This window comes from Planococcus kocurii, from assembly GCF_001465835.2.
Lineage (GTDB): Bacteria > Bacillota > Bacilli > Bacillales_A > Planococcaceae > Planococcus > Planococcus kocurii.
Genome location: NZ_CP013661.2, coordinates 720945 through 743739 on the forward strand (window position 1 = coordinate 720945; position 22795 = coordinate 743739).

Below are 22795 nucleotides of genomic sequence, written 5' to 3' on the forward strand. Positions count from 1 at the left end.
AATTCCTCCATCCATATTGAAATTGAGTTAAATTAAACAGTCTTATATGTAGATATTCTACAAACCAGTTGCGCTTTCCTGCGAGAGCTCCTCACTAAGTAAGCACATCAGTTAAAAATTTTTTCGCTGAATCTCCAGTTTATCAAACATCTCAAAAAAAAGCCGCTCCCATTTCGGAAGCGGCGGTGTTCAGTCTTTTTTGTATTCTACACGGTAGACATCATGACGACGGTCTTTTAACTGCTTGACTGTTCCATTTTGACGTTGACGACGTAAAATTTCCAAATCGACATCTCCAATCAACACCATTTCAAGGTTTGCATTGGTTTCGCCGACAATGCCGTCACGTGCAAACTCAAAATCGGATGGCGCAAAAATACCCGATTGTGCATATTGAATGTCCATGTTTTCGGTTTGCGGCAAGTTACCGACCGTACCGGAAATGACCGTGTAGATTTGGTTTTCTACAGCACGCGCTTGTGCACAATAACGAACGCGCAAGTAGCCTTGGCGATCTTCTGTACAGAACGGGGTGAAAATAATATTGGCACCCATATCTGTCGCAATACGCGCCAGTTCTGGGAATTCAATATCGTAGCAAATTTGGATAGCGATTTTCCCACAATCCGTATCGAAGACACGAACCGAATCTCCTGCAGAAATTCCCCACCATTTGCGTTCGTTTGGTGTGATATGGATTTTGTATTGCTTGTCGATCGATCCGTCACGGCGGAACAAGTAAGCAATATTGTAAATTTCATCGTCTTCTTCTTTAACGAAATGCGATCCTCCGATAATGTTGACATTGTAACGAACAGCAAGGTCTGTAAACAATTCAATATATTGAGGTGTATATTCCGTTAACTTACGTACTGCTTGGCTCGGCGATGGCTCATTTAAGAACGACATGAGCTGCGTCGTGAAGATTTCAGGGAATACCACAAAATCTGAATGGGCATCTGACGCTACATCTACAAAATATTCTACTTGGTTCGCTAAATCATCAAACGATTCGATGGCGCGCATCAAATACTGGACAACACAAATACGGACCGGCAAACTTGTTTTGAAATGACGTTTAGAAACAGGTTTGTAATCGACGTTATTCCATTCCATCAACGTTGCGTATTTACCTGAAGCTACGTCGTCTTGCAAGTAGTTCGGATTGATGCGCATTAATTGGAAGTTGTTCATCAATTGGAACGTCAAAACCGGGTCGTAAATTTTATGACGTGAAACCGAATCTACATATTCACGTGGTGACATTTCATCCGCGTGTTTGTGGTAATTTGGAATACGTCCTCCGATGATAATCGATTTTAAATTTAATTCGCGGGCTAATTCTTTGCGGGCTTCATATAAACGCTGGCCTACTTTCATCCGGCGGTATTCTGGGTGTACCATCACTTCAATGCCGTACATATTGTAACCATCTGGATTATGGTTGGTAATGTATCCCGCGTCGGTTACATCGTCCCACGTATGACGGTCATCATATTCATCAAAGTTGATTAATAAACTTGAACAGGAGCCAATGACTGTTCCATCTAACTCAGCTATAAGCTGACCTTGTGGGAAAACACCCAAATGACTTCTTAACTGTTCTTCTTTCCAAGGATCCATTCCCGGGAAGCATAGACGCTGCATTGCCAGGATGGCATCTATATCTGCATAAGTCATCTCGCGAATGATCATGCTTTTTTCAAAATGGGATAAATCAAATTGTTCTGACACAGCACAGCTCTCCTTCACAAAAGTTTCATACTTTATTATATCGGATAGTCGCTCAGGTTGATATTATTTTACTTGTCTCCCGATAACAATTATAATTCTATGGAATCATTTTTTGAAAAGAGGGAATCTCAAATGACGAAACGCCAAGAGAATGTTTTGCTTTCCATGTGGGTTGTAGCCCTTATCGCCACGGCCGGTTCGCTTTATTTTTCTGAAATTCGTGACTTTGCTCCGTGTGAACTATGCTGGATTCAACGTATCTTTATGTATCCGCTTGTTATTGTCATCGGAGTTGCTTACGTACAGAAAAATGTTCGAATTGCAGCTACTGCGCTTGTGTTCTCCATTATAGGAGGAGGAATTTCTCTTTATCATTACGGTTTACAGAAGCTCGATTTTCTGGCAGATTCTGCACCATCTTGTGGACTTGTTCCATGTAACGGTGAGTATATCAATCTCCTCGGATTTATCACCATTCCCTTTTTAGCGCTTACTGCATTTATTCTAATTGCTGGAATGAGTATCTATTTATTAAAGTCCCTTAAGGAGGAAAAGTAACATGAAAAAGTTATTAATCATCGCAGGAATTGTTGTTATTATTTTTGCCGGAATCATCTTTTTAACGAATCAGGCAAATGATGAGAAATTGGCGGATAACCCATACGATACAGAGGATCTAGAGCAGGCAACTATTGATCAATTAGACGATGAAAATTATCAGAACATTGTCTTACCGGCTGATTTAGAAAAACAAATTGCTAGCGGAGAGCCAACTACGGTTTATTTTTACAGCCCAACCTGTAGCTACTGTCAGCAGACTACACCTGTTTTGATGCCGGTTGCTGAAGATATGAGTATAGACGTTTTGCAGTACAATCTGTTAGAATATGATCAAGGTTGGCAACAATACTTGATCGAAGCTACACCAACATTGATCCATTTCGAAGAGGGTAAAGAAGTTTCGCGTTGGGTCGGTGCACAACCAAAAGAGAATATTGAACAATTTTTCACTGATGTAGTTAAAAAATAACTGACAAAAGGATCATGTGTCTGGCGCATGGTCCTTTTTTAATGGAGGAAACCACATGACTTGGAGTTATGAAATCAAAGATGAAGGTATGACCGTAGAAGAATTACTAAGAACCGAATGGGGCCTTGGAAAAAAAGTCGTTCACCAAATGCGTATGGCCAAAAGCGTAAAAAATGACAAATTCCAAGAAGTAGTTTGGAAAGAACCCTTACCAAAAGGAACTGTCTTGCAATTTGACTTGCCTCCCGCAGACTCACCTTACGAACCAAAACACGATGTCGAGCTACCGGTACTTTTTGAAGACGATCATTTTATCGTGGCTCGTAAACCAAAAGGTATGGCGACTCACCCGAACGAAGTTGGCCAAACAGATACATTCATTAACGCCATTCTTGGTCACATTATTCGTAACGGCGGATCATACGGGGAGCATGTTCACCGCTTAGACCAAGGAACTTCCGGTTTGTTGATGGTTGCAAAACACCCTGTTGCAAAAAACGTGCTGGACCGTATGTTAGAACAAAAACAATTGGTTCGTGATTACGAAGCTGTCGTGAAAGGCAAAGTTCACAACAAATCCGGCACAATTGATTTCGCAATTGGTCGCGATCGCCATCACCCAACGCGTCGCATGGTTTCACAAACTGGTCAAAGTGCTGTTACTCATTACCGCGTGTTAAAATTAATGGAAGGCAAATCTTTGCTTCATTTAACACTTGAAACAGGTCGCACGCACCAAATCCGTACACACCTTTCTCATATCGGTCACCCGATTGTTGGAGATACATTATACGACGGACCACCAACACAAGACGGCGCTTATCACCTTCATGCTTTCCGCATGTCGTTTATCCACCCGTTTACAAATGAAAAAGTAGTGGTTGAAGATACTGCGAGATAACAAAAAGGTAGTGACTGATTTCCATTGCAGCGGACGCTTTCTCGTGGGCTTGCGTCGACGCTTCCATTTCAATCAGCGATTTTAAAAACAATAAAAAGAACGAAGAAAAGGATGTCCTTTTCTTCGTTCTTTTTGATTTTCTCTACTTAAAGTAGAGGATCTTTTAAACCTTAATGTCATCTGGATGTGTTCCGCTACGCCAATCTTGGTTTAACCCATCGATTATACCCATTTCTTCTGGAGTCAACGCGAAATCAAATACTTGCGCGTTTTCTTGAATGCGTGAGGGTGTTACTGACTTTGGAATAATGACTAAATCATTCTGCAAATGCCAACGGATAATGACCTGTGCAATTGATTTATTATGCTGTTTTGCGATTTCCACTAACACAGGATCCTCTAGCAAACGACCTCTTGCAAGTGGCGACCACGATGTTACTACAATGTCATTTGCGTCGCAATAGTTTCGCAATGGCACTTGTGTCAGTTGTGGATGCAATTCAATTTGATTGATCATTGGTTTTGTATTGGCCGTAGCCATAATTTTCTCCAAATGATGCTCTTGGTGATTTGAAACACCAATGGAACGAACGAGCTTTTCGTCGTAAAGACGTTGGATGGCACGATACGTGTCTACGTATTTCCCTTCAATCGCCCAATGTGTCAAATACAGATCCAAATAATCAAAATCCAGACGTTTTAGCGATGCTTCAAATGCACGCAAAGTTTCATCATAGCCTTGGTCCGTGTTCCAAACTTTCGAAGTGACAAACAAGTTCTCGCGTTTAACACCCGAATTCCGTACCGCTTCGCCTACTTCTGCTTCGTTGTCGTAAATGGTCGCTGTATCGATTGCTGTATAGCCTGCTCCAATTGCCGTAATCATCGCTTCTACTGCTGCTTCTTTGTCGGTCATTTTGTAGACACCGAGGCCGAAGCGGGGCATTTCTACACCATTATGTAATTGTTTTGTTGAGTTGATTGTTAACTCCATCTATCATCATCCTTTCATCTTTCTATTGTACAAATAATATTAGATTAATTCGACTTTTAGGATTTCGGTGCAAGCTCTTGCACTCTCCGATTAAAACGAATAATATATATCATGTTGTGTAAAATTGTTCGTGTTTTAGGAGGAGTTTTTTATGTTTCATATAAAAGAAAACAATACGACGATAAAGACTGAAGTGACTGCTGGAATGACGACTTTCCTAACCATGGCCTATATCGTCATTGTCAATCCAGTCATCTTAGGTGCTGCAGGTGTGCCGTTTGATCAAGTATTTTTAGCTACGATTATCGCCGCCGCCATCGGAACTTTATGGATGGCCTTAGCCGCTAATTACCCCATTGCCATTGCACCCGGCATGGGATTGAATGCTTATTTCACTTCTATGGTACTCGGATCAAATGGGGCCATCGATTACGTAACTGCCTTTGCAGCTGTATTTGTAGCGGGTCTTATTTTTATTTTATTGTCATTGACTTCTTTGAGAAAAGTGCTGATTCAAGCTATTCCTGAAAACTTAAAGCATGCTATTACTGCTGGAATCGGTTTGTTTGTCGCGTTTATCGGTATGAGACTGAGCGGCTTGATTGTTGCAAACGAGGCGAATTTGGTCGGCTTAGGTGATTTAACGTCTCCTCCTGTCGCCTTAACGTTGCTCGGCTTACTAATTACTGTCATCTTTATGTCATTAAATATTAGTGGTGGTATTTTTTACGGTATGATTGTCACAGGAATCGTTGCCTTTTTCACTGGTCAATTAAAATTTGAAACAGGATTTATAAAATTACCGTCATTGCCCGAAGGGATTCTGATTTGGAATCCGTTAGAAGCTCTTCAATTGGTCATTGAATATGGTCTTTATGGCGTTGTCTTTTCTTTCTTACTCGTGACGTTGTTTGATACGACTGGCACAATGATTGGTGTCGCCAAACAAGCTGGCTTACTAAAAGACAATAAAATGCCTAGAATGCGCCAAGCGTTGCTAGCAGATTCGTTCGCAGCTACTGCCGGTGCTATGGTTGGAACCAGTCCAACTACCGCGTATGTTGAATCTACGGCAGGTGTTGCAGCGGGTGGTCGCACCGGTCTTACAAGTTTAACAGTTGCCGTTCTTTTCATACTCGCAGCGTTTTTTGGACCGTTAGTCGGCTCTTTATCAAGTGTTGCTGCCATTACAGCTCCTGCATTAATTATCGTTGGCAGTTTAATGATTGGTGCAGTCAAACAAATTGAGTGGGAAAAATTCGATGAAGCTTTCCCTGCCTTTTTGATTGTACTCGCTATGCCGTTAACATCGAGTATTGCAACGGGGATTGCTTTTGGGTTTATTTCTTATCCGTTAATGAAAATCTTCAAAGGCAAAGGCAAGTCGGTTCATCCAATTCTTTACGTCTTTGCGATTTTGTTCACGATTCAACTATTAATCGCACCTCATTGATGATAGATGTAAAAAAACCGCCAAATTGGCGGTTTTTTAGATTCTATTTCTGGTGAATGTTGCTGACAATAATAACACAGCTGCAGTAATCAAGTGGAATACCCAACCGACACCTGGAATCCATGCGATTATGCTTGTAATGATTCCGAGAATCGAACCTGCTTTTGGTGAATATTCACGGAAGCTGAAGAATAATGTAATCGCGTGAAGTACGAACATAACACCTAACGCTGAGTAACCTGTGCTGATGACAAAGCCTCCGCCAATTAACGGGATTGCTAGAAAGGCTTCAGCTAAGCCTGTAATCCAAAGTAACGCAACAGAAATCTTCATTTTCATATATCTTCATCCCTTCTATAAAAGTTGCTATCTTCTTTATACGAACGATAACAGCTAAGGTTTCATTATTTACGAGACCGTCAGAAATTATCCACATTTCAAACGATGTTGTATATTTCATTTTTCCCGCTTGTAAGCTATACTAAACAAAGATGCACATTTCAAGGAGGTCATTCTTATGAACTTAATCCTTATTTTAGGTATTTGTGTTTCGTTCTTAGTAGCTATTTTTACTGCTGGATACGATGACAAACCTGGAACAAACGAAAGAGAATAGTGTAAAAGGACAGCGAAATTCGCTGTCCTTTTTTTATTCTAAGCCTGGATAATCTTGTTGACGTAACGCTTCGTACATGAGTATCGCTGCCGTATTCGACAAATTAAGTGAACGAATATGATCGTTCATTGGAATTCGCAAGCAATGATCTGGGTTTTGCTCGATCAGTTCTTTCGGCAATCCTTTAGTTTCTTGTCCAAAAACGAAGAAATGATCTTTTCCTCTATCGGAAAAATCGTATGAAGTATGCGGCTTTGCGCCGAACTTCGTAATATAGTAGAACACCCCGTCTTGGTAACTGTCAAACAACTCCTGCAACCCGTCATAATAATAAATATCGACATGTTCCCAGTAGTCCAGCCCGGCGCGTTTAAGCATTTTATCGTCTGTCGAGAAACCGAGCGGCCGGATTAAATGCAACTTAACTCCTGTCCCGGCGCATGAACGCGCGATATTCCCTGTATTTGCTGGAATCAGCGGTTGGTACAACACAATATGAATAGCCAAATCTGTCACTTATCCTTTCAATCTTTCAGCAAAAAATGCCAATCCTTTTTGAATTTCTTCTTGCACTTCACCATCTTTTTCTAGCTGTTGCACGCGCTTTAATGCTTCTAATCCTTCATCAGTGCCAATTTTACCAATTGCCCAAGCCGCAGTTCCTCGAATGACCGGTCGCTCATCACTGTCGAGCAATTGAATCAAAACAGGTATAGCAGCTGTTTCTTTAAAATGTGCTAACGCCAAAATAGCATTTCGCTGAATCGGTTTTTTGCCTCGCCACGATCCGGACACATAACCAAACTTATCTTTAAACTCACGATTAGAAATTGTTAATAATGGCAGCAATAAGGGTTTCGCAATTTCTGGATCTGGCTCAAACTCTGCATGAATTTGATTGGCTTTTCGCTTGTTTTTCGGACATACCGTCTGACACGTGTCACAGCCATATAGCCGATTGCCAATTTTGCTACGAAACTCATCCGGTAAAAATCCTTTTGTTTGCGTCAAAAACGAAATGCAACGCTGAGCGTTTAATTGGCCGCCTTCGACAATCGCTCCTGTTGGGCACGTGTCGATACACAACCGACAGTCCCCGCATTGATCTTCCATTGGCTCATCAAAACGAAACGGGATATTGGTAATCATCTCACCCAGATACACGTACGAACCAAATTCTGGCGTGATAATGTTCGTGTTTTTAGCACTCCAGCCAATGCCAGCTCGTTCTGCTACTGCCCGGTCAGATAGTTCTCCTGTGTCCACCATCGATCGCATTCGTGCTTCTGGGTAACGCGACGCAATGAACGCTTCTAACAGCGTCAGCCGCTCTCTGAGAGCGGCATGGTAATCCTTGCCCCAAGAGGAACGAGAAAACATGCCTCGCCTTGCGCCTTTTACTCCTTGCGGTGCATCTTCCATCTTTGATGGATAAGCAATGGCAATCGCAACAATACTAACGGCTTCATTTAGCAACAGCTCCGGCCTCGTACGTTTTTCCACATCTGATTCTTCAAAGCCTGACTGGTAATTTAACTGCTGCTGACGAATCAATTGATGCTTTAAGCTATAAAAAGGTTCTGCCGATGCAAAGCCGATTTTATCAATTCCGATGTCCGAGGCATACGCAACAAGCTCTTTTTGAAATTGATCAAGATTCATGTCGTAACCCCTCACTCAATTCTATGATACGATAATAAAAACCCATACGCGAAAGGAAGATTGCAATGAAGCTGACAATCGATCCTCAAATAAACGAGATTCTAGGCGATTTTAAAATTGGCATCATTCTTTATAACAATATCACCGTTTCCGATTCACCTCAAATGTTAAAAGGCCGTTTGCAACTTTTTCAAGAGCAATTGTATTTCGAGTTAGAAGATAAAGACTTTACCGATTTTCCTGGTTTGCTCGAATGGCAACTAATATGGAAAGCATTAGGAGCCGATCCAAGTCGTTACCGACCGTCTGCTGAAGCATTATACCGTCGTATTAAAAAGCAAAATTATTTATCAGTCGTCGATTCTGCTGTCGACATGAATAGCTTTTTGTCGCTCCAATACGAAATTCCACTAGGTCTTTACGATGCTGATAAAATTTCAGGCGATATTGAAATTACGGTTGGAACCAGCACAGACCGCTATGAAGGCTTAAATAACCGCACCAATACATTGACTGGTATTCTCGTATCCAAAGACGACGAAGGCGCTTTCGGTAGCCCTTATGTCGATTCTAAACGGACGGCTGTTACAGAACAGACAAAAAATGCAGTACATATTTTTTATCTGCGTCCTTCTATGCAAAAAGATACGGCTTTGCAGCTGCTTACCGCCGCTTCGAATATGTTTACCGGTATTAACGGCGGAAATGCCGAGTTTTATGTTATCTAGTAAAAATACAAAAGACCGACACTTTCAATTTTGAAAGTTGTCGGTCTTTTTCTTATTCTACTTATTTTTTAACAACTACTTTTGTAGTCTTATTGCTAATGTTCCCGGCTTTATCTTTTGCCGTTACTTCAATTGTTGTACCTGTTTTCTGCGCTTTTATCTTCACAGAATAATTACCCTTTGCATCAGCTTTCACTGAACCTAACACTGTTTTCCCTACTTTTGCTGTAACTGTAGCATTTGCTTCTACTTTACCGGTTATTTTTAAGTCCTTACTAGTAATTTTATTGATTATTGGTTTTGCTGGGGCTGTCTTATCTGCTACCGTTACTGTTGCATTTGAACTTTTGTTTTTTGCACTGTCTTCCGCTGTAATATTCAATTTCACACCAGCTTTTTGAGCAGCTATTTTAGAGGAAAATACGCCTTTTGTTGTAGCTTTTGTTGTAGCTATAACCTTACTGCCATTTTTTATTGTAACTGTGGAATTTGCTTCAGCTTTCCCAGTAATAACCAAATCGTTATTGTCAATTGCGTTAACAGTCGGTTTAGATGGGGCAACGTTATCTATAAAGGATGTAGCCATAATATATAGATCTGATGAGCCATTGCTGTAATCATCTGCATCAATTACTGGAATATAATAAGTGCCTGCCTTAGCTTGATAAACTTGAATTTCTACATTACCGTCATAATCACTAGCTAAATAGCTAAGCTTTCCCGTGTCTTTAAAATCTTTTTCAGTTGCCATGAACAAAAGGTCGATTTCATAAGACGTTGTTCCCCCACCAACAGCCAACATACCGTCGCTTGGAACGATCACTTTGTAAAAATCCAAATCATAATCAGGTAGTAATTGTCCTACCGTGGGTTTTGAATAAGATAATTGATTAGCGAAATCAAAGTCATCATTTGGTTCTTGCTCTATCAGGTAATCTGAAGCTGCGCGGTTAACTGTAGATGTATTAGCTTGTGGAACCGAGTGTTTCTGAATCAACAACTCTTTTTGTAGCTGTGATTCTAGTTGCTGAATAGTCGAAGATTTCAGTAGTTTTTGTTCAACAGGCAATTTCTTTTGAAAGGTTGATAATTGTTTAACTGCCTGTGAATATTGTGTATTTGCAAATGTTGTTTCCGTTGATACCGTCAAAGCTAAAAGACCTGATAAAAATAATAGAACCCCTGTTTTTTTACTCATATTAATCCCCTTTTTAATGATTACTTTTACCTACTGGAATATCATACAATATATAACAAACTAAGCCTAGTTATTTTTTTATTGTAAAAAAGTCTTTCCTACAGATAAGTTAACTGCACGACGAGATCACTCATTGACAACTAGTACAACACAACTAGTAGTCCATAGGCATATTCTTTTCTATTTGCCTATAAATGCAGTAAACTCTTCTTACATTAATTAGTAAAAGAGGGGTCAATACGTGAAACGAGTACACAGTGACATCGTTCAGTTTCGTGGAAGCCATTACGATTTTGGTCAAATGCAAGGAGAATTATTGAAAAAGTCCGTAATTCTTGCCAACCGCCAAAAACAACGAACAGCTTCCAGTCGCCATTTGATTATAGATGAACAACGCGCTAAAAACATCTTGCAAACGTTAGCACCACGTGTGTGGGAAGAAATTAACGGCCTTGCTGATGCGTTAAATTGGTCGTTGCATGATGCCATTCGAGAATTCGGCGGCTATTATTTAGAATACACACGAAGTGGCTGTTCGATTTATACCGAATCCGACTTTATGGTTCGCAATTACGATAGTTCCCCACAAGGCTATGAAGGTCGACTTGCTTTGTATCAACCAACTGATGGTGGATTTGCCACGATTGGCCCGACGATGCAAATAACCGGTCGCACGGATGGTATGAATGAAAAAGGGCTTGTTATGGGGTATAACTTTATCAATCGACGCAACTCTGAAGATGGTTTTATTTGCAATATGATTGGCCGGTTGATTTTGGAAAATTGCGCTACCATTGATGATGCAGTCGAGTTATTAGAAGAACTGCCTCATCGTCGTTCGTTTAGTTATGTCTTACTTGATCGTACAGGAAGATCAGTGGTCGTTGAAGCATCGCCTCGTTTTGTCGTCGTTCGTGACTCCGCTGTATCGACCAATCATTTTGAATTGCTCGTAGAAGAAAATCGGTACCAAATTGATGATTCTCGCAGAAGAGAAGACGCTATGTTAAAGCAACAACAAAATAAAATCGATGCCTATAGTGCATTTCGTCTATTAAACGACTCGAATCAAGGTGTCTTTTCAACAAAGTACAGCACCGCTTCAGGAACCTTGCATACCGCTTCTTACTTTCCGCATAGTCTCGAAATTGGATTTGCCATTGGTCCTGACCGTTTGCCACTGATGCTCGATTTCGATAAATGGTTACAAGGTGAGCGACTATACGCCAAACGGATCAATGGGAATATTGACACACATTTTCCATTTGCTCATATGGCAGAACTATAAAAAACAGGTGCCAGCAACTAAATTGCTGGCGCCTGTTTTGTTTAGCTGAATTGTTTGTCGACATGTGCAAAGCCAATATCCGTATCTACTACTCCATGGATTTGCTGAATGTTCAAATTTTCTCCGCGTAGCCAGCCTGCAAAATCAAAAACGGTTGGCTGTTGATTTCCACCGAGTGCAAACCAAACTTCTTTGTCTTTTGGCAAATAAAGAGATGTGTGAATCGTCCCCGCCCAGCTCTTGTAAAGCTTCGAAAATACACCTTTGCCTGTGTCGTTAAATAAACGAAATGCTTTCAATGCGTCTGCCGTTTGGCTTTGCTGACTTTGAATAACTTCTAAACGGTCAAACGAATCCTTTAAATAATTGCGGTTTTCGTGCTGCTGAATTTCAAAATGATTGGTGCATGCGTTACTGATGCGGACATCAACCGAGCGAGGGCTTGCTTCGATGATGCGTGTTCTTCCGCTTGTATCTGTGACAATATAGCTGAACGACCCACGGTGAGGAAGCTGTTTTAACAGTTCCACCGCTTCTTCAATTGTTGCACAAGTTTCTAGAATAATCCGCCCGATTAAATAACACACAAAGCCGTCTCCTGGCTTTTTTCGGTGTGTAAAATTATAGCCCATGGCAAGTCCTTTTTCATTCATGCCGTCCATCCGTCCGATAATTCGTGATGTTGGACCAATCGTCGCAAATCCACCATCAGTTGGTTGAAACAAACTAAAACGTCCTTCATAGGTCTGCGGGTGAAAATCATAATTTCGAACCATAAAATCTGTGCCTGTCACGATCGAACAGCCAGATGGCATGGCATCGATTCGGTATCCACCAAAATCGCGCAGCACTTCCTCCATCGGCAAGCCGAGACTTTCCTGCAGACCCACTAACTCATGCCAGATCCGAGGAGCAAATTTACAATAAGCTTCTGCCGTTTCTGCCACATTTATTTTAAATCGTGGTCTTTTTGCTTTCCACTGCTTTTGTCGATTCTCCAATATTATACTATTCTTTAACAGCTCTCCTTGCTTGAATCCAAAATCGTAATGACTTCCTCTAAATTCTAAAATGTTACTATGTATAGATTTCATCAAATTCTCCTTTGTAGTGCAGAATCACTGATTAGGTTTTAGCATACACATTTACGATAAAAAACTCAAAAGCAGCGTTTGAAAAGTTGTTCTTAAATTAAAGAAATAATTCCTTATTAAATTCGATCCTTATTATTAAGTAAAGCAGCTCACTCTTTCTACTCTTCATTTTGTTTATCCAGTTGATTTTGCTATTTCAACTGGATAAATACATCAATCCAAGTATTCCTTATAGTTATACTACTAACATATTCCACAGTCGTTCTCATAAATAGTCCTTATTAATCCTGAATATACTTTTTACACCAGGAATGGAAGTTAATATAACTGAATACTTTTTATTTTCCGCAAAAACACCTTAAACTTCACTGAAAATTATGATAGGATAAGAATATTATTCTAAAGGAGGTTTTTTTTTGGATCAACTATTCACTAAGCTCGATAAACTGTACGACGAGATTGTCGATATTCGGCGCCATCTTCATGAATACCCAGAACTATCTTTTGAGGAAGTGGAAACAGCCGAATATATTGCTCTTTTCCACGAAAAATTAGGTCACGAGGTCCGCAGAAATGTTGGTGGTAACGGTGTGCTGGCCTACTTAAAAGGTGACAAACCTGGTCCAACTGTTGCTTTGCGCGCAGACTTTGACGCCCTACCGATTCAAGAACAAACTGACGTGCCTTTTAAATCTAAAAATGACGGTGCCATGCATGCTTGTGGCCATGATGGCCATACGGCGAGTCTACTTGGTCTAGCGAAAGCATTAAATAGTATGCAATCAGAAATTGAAGGTACCATTGTCTTTTTGCATCAGCACGCAGAAGAACTACCACCCGGCGGAGCCATCGCCATGATTGAAGACGGCTGTCTCGATGGCGTCGATGTTATTTTTGGTACGCATTTACAGGCACAAATGCCTCTTGGAGAAATTGGTTATCGCTCAGGTCCTCTTCAAGCCGCTCCAGATCGCTTTGACATTAAAATCCTTGGAAGAGGTGGGCATGCTGCAAGCCCTCACGATACAAAAGACAGCATTGTCATTGGGGGACAACTGATTAATAACTTGCAACAAATCGTCAGCCGCCGAATCAATCCATTGGAATCTGCTGTTATCTCAATTTGTAATTTCGAAGCTAAAAATCCCTATAATGTTATCGCGGACACGGCTGAAATGACTGGAACTGTACGGACATTCAAAGAAGACATTCGTAGTTTTATCGAAGAAGAAATTGAACGCGTCATTGCAGGAACTTGTCTCGTTTCAGGAGCAGACTATGAATATACCTATACACGCGGTTATCCAACAACAGTCAATCACGAAGAGGAAACAAATTTTCTAGCAGCTCTCGCATCCTCTGTCCCTGGAGTAGAAGAAGTTAGAGAAACACCACCTGTCATGGGTGGCGAAGATTTCTCGTATTACCTTCAACATATAAAAGGAACGTTCTTTTTTACAGGTGCACAGAGCCCAGACAACACTGATGCTTACCCACATCACCATCCAAAATTTGATATTGATGAACGTTCTTTGCTGATAGCCGCAAAAGCATTAGGCACAGCGGCACTTAACTATGCGAAAAAATACCAGTCTGCTATTAACGCAAGCTAATCACTAACGGAGAGCCAGTTCTCCCACATAAAAGGAGTAGATGTTACATGGGCGAACAAGCTTTTAAATTGTGGAAAGATTGGCGGCTACATGTCATCGTTTTAGCGATTGTAGCCGTGACTGAGTCGATTGGTACATTCGCTATTCCAGTTGGACCTGGGACCATTCTATTGTTGCCGATGCTTTATGCAGTTGTGATTGGTCTCGGATTGTATTTCACTCCACTGGTAACCGATAAACAATCGATTAACGCAGAACCTTTAGTATTTCTCTCAGTTTCTGTACTGATAGCTAAATTCGGTGTCCAAGCAGGACCCGCTCTGCCTCAAATCATCGAAGCCGGTCCTGCTCTATTGTTACAGGAATTTGGTAACCTTGGCACGATCTTATTAGCTCTTCCTTTAGCTGTATTTCTAGGACTCAAGAGAGAAAGCATCGGTATGACGCATTCTATCGGACGAGAAGCCAACCTTGCTCTGATTACCGATAAATATGGTTTATCCTCTCCCGAAGGACGCGGCGTTATGGCTATGTATATTTTTGGTACCGTCTTCGGATCGATTTTTATTGGGTTGATATCAGGCTTTTTAGCTACCGTGACGCCCCTGCATCCGATTTCTTTCGCCATGGCGACAGGTGTGGGCAGCGGCAGTATGGCAGCGGCTTCTCTAGGTCCTTTAATTGCCGCATTTCCTGAGATGAGTGAAACCTTGACTGCCTTTTCAGGAGTCAGCAACTTAATTTCCTCAGTAACAGGTCTATACATGAGTATTTTTATTGGTTTGCCCTTAACGGTTAAACTGTATGAGATTCTCTCTAAAAACAAAGAGAAAAAAGCAGCGAAAGGAAGCGTAGATTATGATAAAAAGTCTTAAAGAATGGATACTGGTCTTTATGATTATTGGTGTGATCATGCTGATTGGTAATTGGATTGGCTATGATATACTTCCTTGGGATGCGCTTCCCGGAATAGCCATCCTAATAGGCATTAGCCTGGCCGGATTGGTTATTCACCGCCTACTACCATTCAAGTTGCCTAGCATCGCTTACATCGGCATTATCGGTCTAATATTGACAATTCCGGGTATGCCGGGAGCAGCACAAATTGTCACTTACACGACAGAAGTTACTTTATTAGCAATTGCTACGCCTATCTTAGCTTATGCCGGCGTATCCATTGGCCGTTCATGGTTCGACTTTATGCAATTAGGTTGGAAAACTATCGTAATTGGCATGGTGGTTCTGCTCGGAACATTTCTTGGCTCAGCAGTCATCGCGGAAATTATCCTTCGATTTCAAGGAATTATTTAACGTTAACCAAAAGACCACCGCAAAAGCTTTAGCTTTTGCGGTGGTCTTTTTACTAGTTCTTTAAGAATCTATTTACTGCTACTTATCCTCAGCAATCCATCTTAAAAATTCCAAAAAGAAAAGCCCAACAATAATGTTAGGGCCTGTCATCTAATCTTGCGGTATACCGGCGGTCGGGGTCGAACCGACACTCCGGTGAAGGAACGGGATTTTGAGTCCCGCGCGTCTGCCAATTCCGCCACGCCGGCAAGTATTTCTTTAGCGGACAAGAATTATTATAGCACATCTCATTTCGCTCGCCAATACTTTATTCGTATAACAAATAATTTTGCAAAAATAGGTGTTTATCTTTTTTACAAAACCAGATTAAGAAGAAAGTAGAAGACAGCGGCTAACATCGCCGATATTGGCATTGTAATCACCCAAGTGATTAACATAGTCTTGGCTGTACCCCACTGAACGCCTTTAACACGATGCGCTGCCCCAACTCCCATTATAGAAGACGAAATAACGTGAGTTGTACTAACTGGCAAGTGAATCAGAGTAGCACCAAAAATTACTGCTGCACCTGTCAAATCAGCTGCTACACCATTAACTGGACGAATTTTCATGATTTTCCCGCCCACCGTTTTAATAATTCGCCAACCGCCAACCGAAGTCCCTAACGCCATCGCTAGGGCACATGTAGCTTGTACCCATAATTGGATATCATCAGAGCTTTGATAATTATTCACAATCAATGCCAACGTAATAATCCCCATCGCTTTTTGCGCATCATTCGTCCCATGGGAAAATGACTGCAATGCAGCAGTGGCAATTTGAATTAATCTAAAATTCTTATTTGTTTTTGTTAAATTATGATCTTTGAATACTATTTTAAAAACACTATACATGAGATAGCCCACGACCAAAGCAAGAATTGGTGAAAAGATTAAAGCTTGCAAAATTGCTAGAAAGCCACTGTAATTAAGAGCTGCAAAGCCAGCCCCTGCAATAGCTGCTCCAGCTATTGAACCAATTAGCGCGTGTGAGGAGCTACTTGGAATTCCATAGTACCAAGTCAACAAATTCCACGTAATAGCCGCTAATAAAGCTGCTAGAATAACGACAGAGCCATTATCGAGCGCAAAAGGATCGACGATATCCTTGGTTATTGTTTTAGCAACACCCGTAAAAGCCATAGCACCGACAAAATTCATAATGGCCGCAAGCATAATTGCACGTCTCGGTGTTAGTGCTTTTGTAGAAACCGCAGTAGCTATCGAATTTGCCGTATCATGAAACCCATTGATAAAGTCAAATATTATAGCAAAAATGACAATCAAAACTGTTAACAGCAATACCATATCCATTAGTCATTTTGCTCCTTAGGCGTTTTTCATAATAATTGATTCGAATGTATTCGCGACTTGCTGACAATGATCAGCAATTTCTTCTAACTCTTCATATATGTCCTTGTATTGAATAATTCGAATCGGATCTTTTTCAGTTTGAAACAGATTTTTTATGGATCGACGCAGAACGGCATCACATTTAGATTCGTAATCTTTAATTTTAATGGCATGAGATCTCATCTGAGGCAGCTTCTTAGAAACCATTAGTTCGACTGCCATTTCTATCTCAATCGTGCTCAATCGAATTGCTTCAACAAATTCAAGCATGTATTCATCTGCTTCTACTATTGAATACATATCAAATCGTGCAGCTGTGTGTTCTAAACCATCTAATACATCATCCATACTCATTGCTAAAGCCAATATATCTTCTCGTTCAATTGGCGTAATAAATGCGTTGTTAAGATCTTGGATTATGGAATGTACAAAAGAATCTCCTTTTGTTTCATAATCCTTCATAGTGTTTGAAAAAATGATCAAGTCATTACTAACTTTTAATTTATACTCAGCAAAATAAGTTGCACTTTCTTTTAAATTCAACGCAATGTCACTCAACTGCAATGCAAACTTATCTTTCTTTTTGAAAGCCATTCTCTCTACCTCCACTATTTTCGCAACATAATTTCTCAGCTAAATTATAATAGCTTATTTCTCGAGATATTAACACTATCTATATAATCAATTTACAAATTCTTAATAAACCGGAATTTTCAGTTTAACCTAAACTCAATAAAAAAACCTCTTAACTATGATTTCTCACAGTTAAGAGGTTTTTGAAAGAGCAGGCAGGCTCTTTCGTGATACCGGCGGTCGGGGTCGAACCGACACTCCCGTGAAGGAACGGGATTTTGAGTCCCGCGCGTCTGCCAATTCCGCCACGCCGGCAAAATATTATGGAGGCGGCAACCGGACTCGAACCGGTGATAAGGGTGTTGCAGACCCATGCCTTACCACTTGGCTATGCCGCCAAATATTGGAGCGGAAGACGAGGTTCGAACTCGCGACCTCCACCTTGGCAAGGTGGCGTTCTACCACTGAACTACTTCCGCTTAAAGCTGGGGTACCTGGATTCGAACCAGGGCATGACGGGATCAAAACCCGTTGCCTTACCGCTTGGCTATACCCCACTAGTAAAAGATGGGGCGGACGAGGGGAATTGAACCCCCGAGTGCCGGAATCACAATCCGGTGCGTTAACCACTTCGCCACGACCGCCACTTTATTATTTATAAGTTCACTTAATGAAATGAAAACATGGGGCGGACGAGGGGAATTGAACCCCCGAGTGCCGGAATCACAATCCGGTGCGTTAACCACTTCGCCACGACCGCCATCATAAAATTAAAAATTGGCAGGGGCAGTAGGAATCGAACCCACATCGGAGGTGTTGGAGACCTCTGTTCTACCGTTAAACTATGCCCCTAAAAACTGGTGGTGGGGGGCAGATTCGAACTGCCGAACCCGAAGGAGCGGATTTACAGTCCGCCGCGTTTAGCCACTTCGCTACCCCACCTAGTGGTGCCGGAGAAAGGAGTCGAACCCTCGACCTACTGATTACAAGTCAGTTGCTCTACCAACTGAGCTACTCCGGCACAAATATTAATAAAAAATGGTGGGTCAGGACGGAATCGAACCGCCGACACTTAGAGCTTCAATCTAATGCTCTACCGACTGAGCTACTGACCCACTTTGTTAAGTAAAAATGGCGGTCCCGACCGGGATCGAACCGGCGATCTCCTGCGTGACAGGCAGGCATGTTAACCGCTACACCACGGGACCATTTGGTTGCGGGGGCAGGATTTGAACCTGCGACCTTTGGGTTATGAGCCCAACGAGCTACCGAACTGCTCCACCCCGCGACAATACTATTTTCTTACGATTAACATTGTGAAATTTAAAACAACGCGTTCACTATGTAAGTGTAAATGGTGGAGGATGACGGGATCGAACCGCCGACCCTCTGCTTGTAAGGCAGATGCTCTCCCAGCTGAGCTAATCCTCCATGAAATTGGTGACCCCTACGGGATTCGAACCCGTGTTACCGCCGTGAAAGGGCGGTGTCTTAACCGCTTGACCAAGGGGCCGTACTTTTAAAAAGAACTTCTGGCGGAGAGCAAGGGATTCGAACCCTTGAGACGGTTGCCCGCCTACATGATTTCCAATCATGCTCCTTCGGCCACTCGGACAGCTCTCCATATTTGGCTCCGAAGGTAGGACTCGAACCTACGACCATCGCATTAACAGTGCGGTGCTCTACCACTGAGCTACTTCGGAATAATTATTCAGACTGGCAACGTCCTACTCTCACAGGGGGAAACCCCCAACTACCATCGGCGCAAAAGAGCTTAACTGCCGTGTTCGGGATGGGAACGGGTGTGGCCTCTTTGCCATCATTACCAGACTGAATTTATTTTGAAAGACAAGTTTTATTATACCATTAGTACCGGTTTTTTCAAGCTTTTTTTACAAAAACTTTCTTATTCTTTCAAAACTGGATAAACGACAGGTGAAACAAGCAAGTTTTTCGCATACAATGTGTTGGTTAAGTCCTCGATCGATTAGTATTCGTCAGCTGCACGTATCGCTACGCTTCCACCTCGAACCTATCTACCTCATCGTCTTTGAGGGATCTTACTTGCTTGCGCAATGGGAAATCTCATCTTGAGGGGGGCTTCGTGCTTAGATGCTTTCAGCACTTATCCCGGCCACACATAGCTACCCAGCGATGCCCTTGGCAGAACAACTGGTACACCAGCGGTGTGTCCATCCCGGTCCTCTCGTACTAAGGACAGCTCCTCTCAAATTTCCTGCGCCCGCGACGGATAGGGACCGAACTGTCTCACGACGTTCTGAACCCAGCTCGCGTACCGCTTTAATGGGCGAACAGCCCAACCCTTGGGACCGACTACAGCCCCAGGATGCGATGAGCCGACATCGAGGTGCCAAACCTCCCCGTCGATGTGGACTCTTGGGGGAGATAAGCCTGTTATCCCCGGGGTAGCTTTTATCCGTTGAGCGATGGCCCTTCCATGCGGAACCACCGGATCACTAAGCCCGTCTTTCGACCCTGCTCGACCTGTACGTCTCGCAGTCAAGCTCCCTTCTGCCTTTACACTCTACGAATGATTTCCAACCATTCTGAGGGAACCTTTGGGCGCCTCCGTTACTCTTTAGGAGGCGACCGCCCCAGTCAAACTGCCCGCCTGACACTGTCTCCCAAGCCGATCAGGCTTGTGGGTTAGAATTTCAATACAACCAGGGTAGTATCCCACTGACGCCTCCTCCGAAGCTAGCGCTCCGGAATCTCAGGCTCCTACCTATCCTGTACAAGTTGCACCAAAATTCAATATCAGGCTACAGTAAAGCTCCACGGGGTCTTTCCGTCCTGTCGCGGGTAACCTGCATCTTCACAGGTACTATAATTTCACCGAGTCTCTCGTTGAGACAGTGCCCAGATCGTTACGCCTTTCGTGCGGGTCGGAACTTACCCGACAAGGAATTTCGCTACCTTAGGACCGTTATAGTTACGGCCGCCGTTTACTGGGGCTTCAATTCGCACCTTCGCTTGCGCTAAGCACTCCTCTTAACCTTCCAGCACCGGGCAGGCGTCAGCCCCTATACGTCACCTTACGGTTTTGCAGAGACCTGTGTTTTTGCTAAACAGTCGCCTGGGCCTATTCACTGCGGCTCTCTCGGGCTATTCACCCTACCAGAGCACCCCTTCTCCCGAAGTTACGGGGTCATTTTGCCGAGTTCCTTAACGAGAGTTCACTCGCTCACCTTAGAATTCTCTTCTCGCCTACCTGTGTCGGTTTGCGGTACGGGCACCTCCCGCCTCGCTAGAGGCTTTTCTTGGCAGTGTGAAATCAGGGACTCAAGGGTAAACCCTCTTGCCGTCACAGCTCAACGTATTAGAAATGGGATTTGCCTCATTTCACGCCTCACTGCTTGGACGTGCACAACCAACGGCACGCTCTCCTTATCCTTCTGCGTCCCCCCATTGCTCAAACGGCGGGGAGGTGGTACAGGAATATCAACCTGTTGTCCATCGTCTACGCCTATCGGCCTCGACTTAGGTCCCGACTAACCCTGAGCGGACGAGCCTTCCTCAGGAAACCTTAGGCATTCGGTGGACGGGATTCTCACCCGTCTTTCGTTACTCATACCGGCATTCTCACTTCTAAGCGCTCCACCAGTCCTTCCGGTCTGACTTCAACGCCCTTAGAACGCTCTCCTACCACGGATCTCTAACGAGATCCATCCACAGCTTCGGTAATCCGTTTAGCCCCGGTACATTTTCGGCGCAGTGTCACTCGACCAGTGAGCTATTACGCACTCTTTAAATGATGGCTGCTTCTAAGCCAACATCCTGGTTGTCTAAGCAACGCCACATCCTTTTCCACTTAACGGATATTTGGGGACCTTAGCTGGTGGTCTGGGCTGTTTCCCTCTTGACTACGGATCTTATCACTCGCAGTCTGACTCCCAAGCATAAATCACTGGCATTCGGAGTTTGTCTGAATTCGGTAACCCGGGATGGGCCCCTAGTCCAAACAGTGCTCTACCTCCAGGATTCTCAATCTTGAGGCTAGCCCTAAAGCTATTTCGGAGAGAACCAGCTATCTCCAGGTTCGATTGGAATTTCTCCGCTACCCACACCTCATCCCCGCACTTTTCAACGTGCGTGGGTTCGGGCCTCCAGTAAGTGTTACCTTACCTTCACCCTGGACATGGGTAGATCACCTGGTTTCGGGTCTACAACTGCATACTCTGTCGCCCTATTCAGACTCGCTTTCGCTGCGGCTCCGCCTTCTCAGCTTAACCTTGCATGCAATCGTAACTCGCCGGTTCATTCTACAAAAGGCACGCCATCACCCATTAACGGGCTTTGACTACTTGTAGGCACACGGTTTCAGGATCTATTTCACTCCCCTTCCGGGGTGCTTTTCACCTTTCCCTCACGGTACTGGTTCACTATCGGTCACTAGGAAGTATTTAGCCTTGGGAGATGGTCCTCCCAGATTCCGACGGAATTTCACGTGTTCCGCCGTACTCAGGATCCACTCTGGAGGGATAGGGTTTTCGGCTACGGGGCTGTTACCCGCTGCGGCGGACCGTTCCAGGTCGCTTCGCCTAATCCTATCTTTTGTAACTCCGTATAGAGTGTCCTACAACCCCAAGAGGCAAGCCTCTTGGTTTGGGCTGATCCCGTTTCGCTCGCCGCTACTCAGGGAATCGCATTTGCTTTCTCTTCCTCCAGGTACTTAGATGTTTCAGTTCCCTGGGTCTGCCTTCTCATGTGCTATAGATTCACACATGGATACTACCCGATTAAAGGCAGTGGGTTCCCCCATTCGGAAATCTCCGGATCACAGCTCACTTACAGCTCCCCGAAGCATATCGGTGTTAGTGCCGTCCTTCTTCGGCTCCTAGTGCCAAGGCATCCACCGTGCGCCCTTTCTAACTTAACCACTGGTTAATTAAAAAGTTGTGACGAAATCGTCACGCGTACTTGAATTACTTGCTTTGTTTCAATGTCGTTTTATCCAGTTTTCAAAGAACAAAGTCATCATTTCTACTTACAAAATGATTGGTGGAGCCTAGCGGGATCGAACCGCTGACCTCCTGCGTGCAAGGCAGGCGCTCTCCCAGCTGAGCTAAGGCCCCAAGAAGAATGGTGGGCCTAAATGGACTCGAACCATCGACCTCACGCTTATCAGGCGTGCGCTCTAACCAGCTGAGCTATAGGCCCTCTTGAGTATAATTGTAATACTGATAGA

The 22795-nt window shown here is 43.1% G+C and carries 18 protein-coding genes, 19 tRNA genes and 2 rRNA genes; 9 read left to right on the forward strand and 30 right to left on the reverse strand.

Annotated elements, in window-relative coordinates:
• Positions 1-189: 189 nt before the first annotated feature.
• Complete coding sequence (locus AUO94_RS03685) at positions 190-1734, reverse strand: carbon-nitrogen hydrolase family protein (protein WP_058385973.1); 1545 nt, start codon at positions 1732-1734, stop codon at positions 190-192.
• 132 nt (positions 1735-1866) lie between these two features.
• Here AUO94_RS03685 and AUO94_RS03690 point away from each other — a divergent pair, with 132 nt between their 5' ends.
• From AUO94_RS03690 to AUO94_RS03700, 3 genes are read left to right on the forward strand one after another with little or no spacing between them, the layout of a single operon-like run.
• A complete protein-coding gene (locus AUO94_RS03690; protein WP_058385974.1) occupies positions 1867-2292 on the forward strand; it encodes a disulfide oxidoreductase in 426 nt (141 codons plus the stop codon).
• A gap of 1 nt (position 2293) precedes the next feature.
• The gene (locus AUO94_RS03695) at positions 2294-2764 is read left to right on the forward strand and encodes a thioredoxin family protein (protein WP_058385975.1); all 471 of its coding nucleotides are present in this window, start codon (positions 2294-2296) and stop codon (positions 2762-2764) included.
• A gap of 55 nt (positions 2765-2819) precedes the next feature.
• Positions 2820-3665 carry an RluA family pseudouridine synthase gene (locus AUO94_RS03700; protein WP_058385976.1) on the forward strand — a complete coding sequence of 282 codons (846 nt, stop codon included), beginning with the start codon at positions 2820-2822 and terminating at the stop codon, positions 3663-3665.
• A gap of 163 nt (positions 3666-3828) precedes the next feature.
• On the opposite strand, the gene AUO94_RS03705 is transcribed toward AUO94_RS03700, so the two are convergent.
• Positions 3829-4659, reverse strand: a complete 831-nt coding sequence (locus AUO94_RS03705; RefSeq protein ID WP_058385977.1) for an aldo/keto reductase — start codon at positions 4657-4659, stop codon at positions 3829-3831.
• A gap of 151 nt (positions 4660-4810) precedes the next feature.
• Between AUO94_RS03705 and AUO94_RS03710 the strand changes: the two genes are divergently transcribed.
• Positions 4811-6112: an NCS2 family permease gene (locus tag AUO94_RS03710; protein WP_058385978.1), complete on the forward strand. Its 1302-nt coding sequence runs from the start codon at positions 4811-4813 to the stop codon at positions 6110-6112.
• 36 nt (positions 6113-6148) lie between these two features.
• On the opposite strand, the gene AUO94_RS03715 is transcribed toward AUO94_RS03710, so the two are convergent.
• The 3 genes from AUO94_RS03715 to queG all read right to left on the reverse strand — a co-directional run bounded on the left by AUO94_RS03715 (position 6149) and on the right by queG (position 8390).
• Entirely contained in the window at positions 6149-6451 is a 303-nt protein-coding gene (locus AUO94_RS03715) for a hypothetical protein (protein WP_078080221.1), read from the reverse strand.
• A gap of 310 nt (positions 6452-6761) precedes the next feature.
• Positions 6762-7235, reverse strand: coding sequence for a tRNA (uridine(34)/cytosine(34)/5-carboxymethylaminomethyluridine(34)-2'-O)-methyltransferase TrmL (gene trmL / locus AUO94_RS03720; protein WP_058386941.1), 474 nt, complete (start codon positions 7233-7235; stop codon positions 6762-6764).
• A gap of 9 nt (positions 7236-7244) precedes the next feature.
• Positions 7245-8390, reverse strand: a complete 1146-nt coding sequence (gene queG / locus AUO94_RS03725; RefSeq protein ID WP_058385979.1) for a tRNA epoxyqueuosine(34) reductase QueG — start codon at positions 8388-8390, stop codon at positions 7245-7247.
• A gap of 65 nt (positions 8391-8455) precedes the next feature.
• On the opposite strand from queG, the gene AUO94_RS03730 reads away from it, so the two are divergent.
• Entirely contained in the window at positions 8456-9118 is a 663-nt protein-coding gene (locus AUO94_RS03730) for a B3/B4 domain-containing protein (RefSeq protein WP_058385980.1), read from the forward strand.
• A 61-nt stretch (positions 9119-9179) separates the two neighbouring features.
• On the opposite strand, the gene AUO94_RS03735 is transcribed toward AUO94_RS03730, so the two are convergent.
• A complete protein-coding gene (locus AUO94_RS03735; RefSeq protein ID WP_058385981.1) occupies positions 9180-10316 on the reverse strand; it encodes an Ig-like domain-containing protein in 1137 nt (378 codons plus the stop codon).
• Positions 10317-10557: 241 nt separating this feature from the next.
• Between AUO94_RS03735 and AUO94_RS03740 the strand changes: the two genes are divergently transcribed.
• A complete protein-coding gene (locus tag AUO94_RS03740) occupies positions 10558-11604 on the forward strand; it encodes a C45 family autoproteolytic acyltransferase/hydrolase (protein WP_058385982.1) in 1047 nt (348 codons plus the stop codon).
• Between the two features lie 41 nt (positions 11605-11645).
• Here AUO94_RS03740 and AUO94_RS03745 read toward each other — a convergent pair whose 3' ends face one another.
• Positions 11646-12698 (reverse strand): C45 family autoproteolytic acyltransferase/hydrolase, encoded by a 1053-nt coding sequence (locus AUO94_RS03745; RefSeq protein WP_058385983.1) that lies wholly within the window; start codon positions 12696-12698, stop codon positions 11646-11648.
• Between the two features lie 416 nt (positions 12699-13114).
• Between AUO94_RS03745 and AUO94_RS03750 the strand changes: the two genes are divergently transcribed.
• The 3 genes from AUO94_RS03750 to AUO94_RS03760 are packed head-to-tail and all read left to right on the forward strand — an operon-like array spanning position 13115 to position 15622.
• Positions 13115-14311, forward strand: coding sequence for a M20 family metallopeptidase (locus AUO94_RS03750; protein ID WP_058385984.1), 1197 nt, complete (start codon positions 13115-13117; stop codon positions 14309-14311).
• 47 nt (positions 14312-14358) lie between these two features.
• Positions 14359-15186 (forward strand): DUF3100 domain-containing protein, encoded by an 828-nt coding sequence (locus AUO94_RS03755; RefSeq protein ID WP_058385985.1) that lies wholly within the window; start codon positions 14359-14361, stop codon positions 15184-15186.
• Positions 15170-15622: a hypothetical protein gene (locus AUO94_RS03760; RefSeq protein ID WP_058385986.1), complete on the forward strand. Its 453-nt coding sequence runs from the start codon at positions 15170-15172 to the stop codon at positions 15620-15622. Before AUO94_RS03755 ends, AUO94_RS03760 begins: the two co-directional genes overlap by 17 nt.
• 164 nt (positions 15623-15786) lie before the next feature.
• On the opposite strand, the gene AUO94_RS03765 is transcribed toward AUO94_RS03760, so the two are convergent.
• From AUO94_RS03765 to AUO94_RS03875, 23 genes are all read right to left on the reverse strand, one after another.
• Positions 15787-15870 (reverse strand) — tRNA-Leu (locus tag AUO94_RS03765).
• A 105-nt stretch (positions 15871-15975) separates the two neighbouring features.
• On the reverse strand, positions 15976-16974 hold the full coding sequence (locus AUO94_RS03770) for an inorganic phosphate transporter (protein WP_058385987.1): 999 nt from the start codon (positions 16972-16974) through the stop codon (positions 15976-15978).
• Between the two features lie 15 nt (positions 16975-16989).
• On the reverse strand, positions 16990-17607 hold the full coding sequence (locus tag AUO94_RS03775; protein WP_058385988.1) for a DUF47 domain-containing protein: 618 nt from the start codon (positions 17605-17607) through the stop codon (positions 16990-16992).
• 210 nt (positions 17608-17817) lie between these two features.
• Positions 17818-17901: transfer RNA gene (locus tag AUO94_RS03780), tRNA-Leu, on the reverse strand.
• A gap of 9 nt (positions 17902-17910) precedes the next feature.
• Positions 17911-17984 (reverse strand) — tRNA-Cys (locus AUO94_RS03785).
• A gap of 6 nt (positions 17985-17990) precedes the next feature.
• Positions 17991-18065 (reverse strand) — tRNA-Gly (locus tag AUO94_RS03790).
• A gap of 6 nt (positions 18066-18071) precedes the next feature.
• Positions 18072-18143 (reverse strand) — tRNA-Gln (locus AUO94_RS03795).
• Positions 18144-18154: 11 nt separating this feature from the next.
• Positions 18155-18230 (reverse strand) — tRNA-His (locus AUO94_RS03800).
• A gap of 40 nt (positions 18231-18270) precedes the next feature.
• Positions 18271-18346: transfer RNA gene (locus AUO94_RS03805), tRNA-His, on the reverse strand.
• 18 nt (positions 18347-18364) lie between these two features.
• A tRNA-Trp gene (locus AUO94_RS03810) sits at positions 18365-18438 on the reverse strand.
• A gap of 6 nt (positions 18439-18444) precedes the next feature.
• Positions 18445-18528: transfer RNA gene (locus AUO94_RS03815), tRNA-Tyr, on the reverse strand.
• Positions 18529-18531: 3 nt separating this feature from the next.
• A tRNA-Thr gene (locus tag AUO94_RS03820) sits at positions 18532-18607 on the reverse strand.
• Positions 18608-18625: 18 nt separating this feature from the next.
• Positions 18626-18701 (reverse strand) — tRNA-Phe (locus AUO94_RS03825).
• Positions 18702-18718: 17 nt separating this feature from the next.
• A tRNA-Asp gene (locus tag AUO94_RS03830) sits at positions 18719-18794 on the reverse strand.
• 3 nt (positions 18795-18797) lie between these two features.
• Positions 18798-18874: transfer RNA gene (locus AUO94_RS03835), tRNA-Met, on the reverse strand.
• Positions 18875-18941: 67 nt separating this feature from the next.
• Positions 18942-19017, reverse strand: a tRNA-Val gene (locus AUO94_RS03840).
• A gap of 7 nt (positions 19018-19024) precedes the next feature.
• A tRNA-Glu gene (locus AUO94_RS03845) sits at positions 19025-19099 on the reverse strand.
• Positions 19100-19119: 20 nt separating this feature from the next.
• Positions 19120-19209 (reverse strand) — tRNA-Ser (locus tag AUO94_RS03850).
• A 5-nt stretch (positions 19210-19214) separates the two neighbouring features.
• A tRNA-Asn gene (locus AUO94_RS03855) sits at positions 19215-19289 on the reverse strand.
• Between the two features lie 11 nt (positions 19290-19300).
• A 5S ribosomal RNA gene (gene rrf, locus AUO94_RS03860) occupies positions 19301-19416 on the reverse strand.
• Between the two features lie 137 nt (positions 19417-19553).
• A 23S ribosomal RNA gene (locus AUO94_RS03865) occupies positions 19554-22486 on the reverse strand.
• Between the two features lie 120 nt (positions 22487-22606).
• Positions 22607-22682 (reverse strand) — tRNA-Ala (locus tag AUO94_RS03870).
• A gap of 8 nt (positions 22683-22690) precedes the next feature.
• A tRNA-Ile gene (locus AUO94_RS03875) sits at positions 22691-22767 on the reverse strand.
• Between the last annotated feature and the right edge of the window lie 28 nt (positions 22768-22795).